This window comes from Ruegeria sp. ANG10 (assembly GCF_040705255.1).
GTDB lineage: Bacteria > Pseudomonadota > Alphaproteobacteria > Rhodobacterales > Rhodobacteraceae > Ruegeria.
The window spans coordinates 571,121-577,745 of the sequence record NZ_JBFCVU010000003.1; the positions used below are offsets into that span (position 1 = coordinate 571,121).

The 6,625-nt window shown below is 52.8% G+C and carries 5 protein-coding genes; 3 read left to right on the forward strand and 2 right to left on the reverse strand.

Annotated elements, in window-relative coordinates:
• The first annotated feature begins 10 nt into the window (after window positions 1-10).
• Together AB1A64_RS09895 and AB1A64_RS09900 are read left to right on the forward strand one after the other, a co-directional pair.
• Window positions 11-1,333, forward strand: a complete 1,323-nt coding sequence (locus AB1A64_RS09895; protein ID WP_366551252.1) for a YeaH/YhbH family protein — start codon at window positions 11-13, stop codon at window positions 1,331-1,333.
• On the forward strand, window positions 1,326-2,810 hold the full coding sequence (locus AB1A64_RS09900) for a SpoVR family protein (protein WP_366551253.1): 1,485 nt from the start codon (window positions 1,326-1,328) through the stop codon (window positions 2,808-2,810). The genes AB1A64_RS09895 and AB1A64_RS09900 overlap by 8 nt, the downstream gene beginning before the upstream one ends.
• Window positions 2,811-3,665: 855 nt before the next feature.
• Here the strand turns inward: AB1A64_RS09900 and AB1A64_RS09905 are convergent.
• Entirely contained in the window at window positions 3,666-4,559 is an 894-nt protein-coding gene (locus tag AB1A64_RS09905) for an arginine deiminase family protein (RefSeq protein WP_170359450.1), read from the reverse strand.
• A 116-nt stretch (window positions 4,560-4,675) separates the two neighbouring features.
• On the opposite strand from AB1A64_RS09905, the gene AB1A64_RS09910 reads away from it, so the two are divergent.
• A complete protein-coding gene (locus AB1A64_RS09910; protein WP_366551254.1) occupies window positions 4,676-5,638 on the forward strand; it encodes a LysR family transcriptional regulator in 963 nt (320 codons plus the stop codon).
• Between the two features lie 624 nt (window positions 5,639-6,262).
• Here the strand turns inward: AB1A64_RS09910 and AB1A64_RS09915 are convergent.
• The coding region (locus AB1A64_RS09915) for a DDE-type integrase/transposase/recombinase (protein ID WP_366551255.1) at window positions 6,263-6,625 on the reverse strand (363 nt) is incomplete at its 5' end.

The window sequence follows — 6,625 nt, forward strand, 5'->3', positions numbered from 1 at the left end:
CTATGCTCAAATGGCCCATTTCATCGATCGAAGGCTAAACCCCAAGGATAAGAACCTTGGGAACCGTAGGCGGTTTTTGCGCCGGGTTCGCTCTGCCGTCAAAGAGGCGGTTGACGAAAGTGTCCGGCGCCGGAAAATCGCTGATGTCGACCAGCAGGAAAATATCTCGGTATCGTCAGAAGGGATCGGGGAGCCGCATTTTCAACATGACAGCAAAGGTGGTTCCAGACACCGGGTTCTAACCGGAAACAAGACGTTCAAGGCAGGTGACCGGCTTAAGAAACCTCCGTCGGGTCAGGATGGGCAAGGTGGACGTGAGGGGACACCCGATGGGGAGGGCGAGGACGAGTTCATGTTCGTCCTGTCGCGGGACGAGTTTCTTTCCATGTTCTTCAAGGATCTCGAACTGCCCGACATGGTAAAACGCAGTCTGAAAGAGGTTGCCGTCTCCAAACCGCACCGCATGGGATATACTGCCGCTGGGACGCCTGCCAACCTCAGTGTTTCGCGAACAATGCGCAATGCGTTCGGGCGACGTCTCGCAATGCGGCGCCCGACAAACACAGAGATACAGGCTCTTACGCAACAGGTTGAAGAACTGGAGGCGTTGGAAAAACCAGATACGGCGCGAAAGACGGAAAGGCGGTTGCTGCGCGAGCAACTCGACAAGATGCTACGGCGACGCAAGATCATTCCCTACATTGATCCGCTGGACGTACGTTACAAGTATTTCGAGATGCGCCCCGAACCGGCAGCTAATGCGGTGATGTTCTGCCTGATGGACGTTTCGGCCTCGATGGGAGAGCGGGAGAAGAGCCTTGCTAAGCAGTTCTTCGTCCTGCTGCATCTTTTCCTCAAGCAACGCTACGACAAGATCGAACTTGTATTCATCCGCCACACCCAGATTGCCGCGGAAGTCGATGAAGACACCTTCTTTCACTCCCGCCAAACCGGTGGGACGGTCGTGAGCAGCGCGCTTAACGAGATGAAAAAGATTATCGAAGCCCGCTATCCGTCCGCACTGTGGAATATCTATGCCGCGCAGGCATCGGATGGTGAAAATTTCAGCGGAGATTCGCAACTGTGCGCCGACCTGCTGAACAGTGAACTGATGAAGTGCTGCCAATATTTCGCCTATACGGAAATCGTCGATGAGACCGAAGCCAATCTGATGAACAGCGAAGATAACGGTATGGAACTGTGGCGCTCGTACCGGCAGGTCGCAGAGGTCTGGCCAAATTTTGCAATGAAACGGATCGCACGCGCCAGTGACATCTATCCGGTTCTGCACGAGTTGTTTGCGCGCAAGACGAACGGAGTTTCCAATGGCTGATCGGACCGAAGTTAGGGGGCCGCTGTTTGAAGGCGCAGAATGGGATTTTGAGACTATCCAGCGCAGCTTTGACGCGATCGAATGTGTGGCGATTGATGATCTCGAACTTGACGTCTATCCCAACCAGATAGAAATCATCTCGTATCAGCAAATGCTGGATGCCTATTCGTCGACCGGGATGCCGCTCATGTATAGGCACTGGTCCTTCGGGAAGCGTTTCGTTCACGAAGAAAAAGCCTACAGCAAGGGCGCAAACGGTCTTGCCTATGAGATCGTCATCAATTCCGATCCCTGTATTTCGTACTGCCTCGAAGACAACACGATGGCGCTTCAGGTCCTTGTGATTGCCCACGCGGCCTTTGGGCACAATCATTTCTTCAAGAATAATCACCTGTTTCGCCAGTGGAGTGATGCACGGGGTATTCTCGACTACCTCGACTACGCGCGCGGCTTTATTACCCAATGCGAAGAACAGCACGGGGAACGCGAGGTTGAGCAATTACTGGACGCGGCCCACGCGCTCATGCCGTCCAGCGTTTTCCGGCATAGGCGCCCGCCCCACTCATCGCTCGCGGATGAGAGGACCAGACAGCGTGAGCGGCGTATCGAAGAGGAACGGGCGGTACACTATTTGTGGGACGCCTTCGATCATCCCACACAGTCATCGAAAACCGATGAAGAGGCACGGAAACGCAAGCGTGAAATGGGGTTGCCAGAAGAAAACCTGCTTTATTTCGTTGAACGCCACAGCCCGGTTCTGGAGTCTTGGCAACGCGAAGTTTTGCGTATCGTTCGCAACATAGCACAGTATTTCTACCCGCAGCGCCAAACCAAAGTGATGAATGAAGGGTGCGCCTGCTTCGTTCACTATTACATCACCAACGAGCTGCACCGCGCCGGTCTGCTGACGGATGGTGCCATGCTTGAAATACTGCACAGCCATACCAATGTGCTGACGCAGCCCGACTTTGACGCTCCGAACGCGATGGGGATCAACCCTTATGCGCTGGGTTTCGCGATGATGCAGGATATCCAACGCATCTGCACCGACCCGACCGAGGAGGACCGGGAATGGTTTCCGGACATAGCGGGAAGCGGTGCGTGGCGCGATATATTAAAGGATGCCTGGGCTAACTATCGCGACGAGAGTTTCATTCAGCAGTTCCTTAGCCCCAATGTCATGCGCCAGTTCCGCATGTTTTCACTGACTGATGACGAGGGGAAACCCTTCTACACAGTCGATGCGATTCACGACGAACGCGGGTATCACCAAGTGCGCGACACCTTGGCGCACGGTTTCGACGTTTCGGAACACGACCCCGATATTCAGATCGTTGACGTAGACTTGATGGGCGATCGTCACCTCAGGTTAAATCACTCCATGCGCAATGATGTGCCGTTGAACAAAAGGGCGTCCGAAGCGACTTTAGGCTATCTGCAGCAAATCTGGGGTTTTGATGTGGCGTTTGAAAACTAGGTTCGGGACCCATTGATATCCGCTTTGCGGCGTGATTCATCGTTCGAAGAATGAGCGGTGACATATCTGATCTTCTCTGGCTGAGCCATGCGCAGAAGGTACGTCTGTAGTCCTGTTTCCCAAAGCCCCACGGCAATCTTAGTAGGACACCCGGTAGCGACAGTACCAGCACATTCGAGCAAGATGATGTCGTGCGGATATCGATATCCTATGAACAGATTGCGCCGATTTATTGTTTTCTTCACGTTTGGGACAGTGGTACTTCTGTTGTAACGAAGGTTAATGCAACAGACACGCATCAAGAAGCCCACCAACCTGGGGCGATCCAATGCTTGCTTCAATCTAATAACCGATCGGGGCCAGTTCTTCAGCAACCCGAAGCCCGTCTACATCCGAACGGCTTAGTGCCAAATCGAGATCAAAACTCGCTCCGTAAACGCTTGAACTCAGCATGGCAGGCGCAAACAGTGATCCTTCTTCCTTGCCCCAGTTGGCAACATCTTTCAGAGCGTCCGTTTAGGTATGATGATTCTAAAAAAATGCACAATCTCCAAGCCTGTAAAAACACCGTAGTTGCTCATTAGAATGCCGCCATGCTGTTGCGTGTCTAGATGCCCGCCAAGGGCAATGGGCGACAGATCTGGATTTAGGCCTAGCCTGCGGGCAAGTATATTGGCCAACCGGTCATACTGACATAGCACTCACCCTCATCACATCTGACGGAACGTCTTGCGCGCCAGTCGGTGTTCGTCGGTTTAGGCCATACGTATGCAATCTCCACCAGGCTGTGCCCCGATTTATGTCATGCCCATCGGACATTGCCGCGGACGATCACCTTTAATGCCCAGATATTGGTCATGCGGCCTCGCGATGTAGGGCTTGACACAGGCAGTGAACGCCGCCGCCGCCCAAGGTGAACATCGACATATCAGGATCATAGACCTGGAACCCAAGGGCCCGCATTTTTGCGTTTAGGTCGGTAGCACCAGCCATAGACAGTACCTTGCTATCCCCTAGCGCCACCAGATTAACCCCGAGGTTTTTAGCTTCGCGGAACTCGACATCAACGATTTCAATGCCCCATCCTTTGATAACATCCACCAACCAAGGCTCCATCGCGTCAATGCAGGCCACGGCAAGTTTCTCGGCCAACGGAACGATTAACCCGTCCATGTGGACAAACTCGCGGCTGATTGGGGCAACGACTGCCTCCCAACCCTCGGCGCGTACAAATTCGGCTACTTGTTCCGATCCCTCTTGCTCAGACCGTTCACCACAATAGCCAATTAGGACACGGCCAGGTTCGATTATGTTGAAATCACCGCCTTCAAAGTGTCCTGCGGTCGCAAATTTCCAAATCGGGATATTGTTGTCCTGGTAGAATTTTATCGCAGTGGCATAGTCCGCACGCCGACACTTCAACTGCATATGGCAAATCAAAGCGCCCCAGGGGGTCATCGCCGAGCTGTCGCGGGCGAAAAAATTTCGGTGAAGGACCGGATCACTGTCCAAATAGTGACAGTTCACGCCGTTTTCTTCGTAAATCGACACCATTTCAGCATGTTGTGACATCGCCTGTTGTAGATCAAAAGTCGCGCCGGTTTTGTGCGCATTGGCCAACGTCCGACCGATCAATGGGCCTGCTTCAACCCATTTGAAGTATTCAGGACGACCAAGCAGAACATCCGTGAGTTTTGCGTAATCGTTGTTGATTCCCCATTTGGGCGCATTTTCCGCGTTCAACGCCATGGTGCCAATTCCTCTGGTCTCATTCCTTGTATTGCAAAGCTTGGCACGGCAATTACAATTATAAAATTACAAAGTAAGAGATATTATTTGCATAAATATACAAGTAAAGGCCATGTATGCTGCCTCCTTCCTTATCGAAAGCCGACATTCATCTGCTGCACGTGTTTTCTGTCGTCGTTGAAGCACGCAGTTTTTCGGCAGCACAAGTTGTTTTGAACGTGTCCGCGTCGACGATTTCGCGCCAGATATCCGATCTCGAAACTCGCTTGGGTCTGAGACTGTGCCAGCGAGGACGCAAGGGGTTCCGCCTAACCGACAAAGGAGAAATCGTCTATGCAGCCTCTCGTAAGTTGTTTGCGGCATTGGATCTGTTTGGTGAAACCGTAGACGGGACACGTGGGAAACTGGTCGGTCGGTTGACTATCGGAGCAATCGACAATTGGGTCTTCAATGACAAAGCGCCTATCGTACCTGCTTTGTCGGAGTTTGCTCGCATTGCGCCGGATGTAGCCATCGAATTGCATTCAATTGCGCCTGGCGATATCGAGATAGGGGTTCAGGACGGACATATCGCCTTAGGCATCGGAGTGTTCCATAATAAAAAACCGGGGTTGATATATGAGCCGCTGAAAACGGAACGGATTGGCCTGTATTGTGGACAAACCCATCCATTGTTCAAAGCAGGAACGAAGGCTGCCGTTGATGAATTTCTTTCTCAGGCAAACTTCTGCAATCGTGCTTATTTAAACGAGCAAAAGGTTGCGCCGGTTTCACGCGGCTTACGCTCTACGGCCACAGCACATCAGATCGAAGGCGTTGCCATGTTGGTGCTGACTGGTTGTTTCATCGGCTATCTTCCCGAAGGCCTGGCTGATATCTGGGTACGTCAGGGACGAATGCGCTCAGTCGGAAATGGTCGGTTCGATCAGAAGTCGCATATCACGCTCGTCCGCAAACGTGGTGACGAACCAAATCTGGTGGTTAAGACCTTCACAGAACTACTTGTACGCGCATGTAAATCTGATCTGTCTTCAGATTCCTTTCTGTGGGCAAGGTCTGCTACTCTCCCTAATGGCTGATTGTCTTGCGCTCGCAGCGAATGACCGCTTTCGGCCCTCTTCGACGAACGCTGTGGCCGCAGCGATGTCCGCTTCGGGCTCGATGCAGACATTCAGCCGATTTCGCTCAATGTCCGCTATGCGGGACAAAGCGCCCTTTCGCTGCACCTGCTCCAATGACTGCTTACGGAAATCGGGAACTGGCAAAAACGTACGAGTTCTGGCCACATGCGGCGTTCGAAAGCCGTGATTTTTGCACGCTTGTTCGATATCTTTAAAATCAAGCCCATACCGAGTGCGTAAGCGTCCAGTGTGGCCGCTTTGCCGGAAGACCGCTAATGTCGGATATCCGGCGTGATGTCCTTCAGATTGGGATTCCGCTCAACTAGTGCCCTTATGATCCGGCCATGGGCGCGGCGGCGATAGCAGTCACGCGATATAGTAAACTATGCGTGGTATCTGTAACACGGGACGGACAAAGAGACTTTTGACCACCGCCCAACACTGAGAACGCGCTGTTCAAGAGATTAAGGCCAACATTTCATGTGCTGAAAAGCATCAATCAAGCGCTACGATCCGCAGCATTCTGTCCGGTGCTGTCAGACTAATTCGAACCAGTCTCAGTTTGCCGCGGAAACCGCGAACCTATCCGGAAGAAAGTTGACGGCACTCGCTAAGAGTGGCGGCCCGGGTCAGCTTGAAGGTGTCTCGGCTGGTGAGAGATCTTTCCTGGTTGAAGTGGTTGTAGACAGAGGAATGGACGGAGGCGAATTTCTGTAAACTTCGCATGCGCCTGAAACGCTGCATCGCGCGTTCGCGTCGTCGGAAAGGAAGGTGCGAGTTCTCGACGCGGTTGTTGAGCCACCTGCCCGTCCTTTGTCTTTCGAGCGCGCCCATTTCTCTGAGCGCAGCCTTGTAAGAAGCGAAGCGATCTGTGACGATCTCTTCGGCGCAACCGCGCCGCTTCATCAATTTCTTGAGGAATTTCAGTGCTGCAGCCTTGTTTCG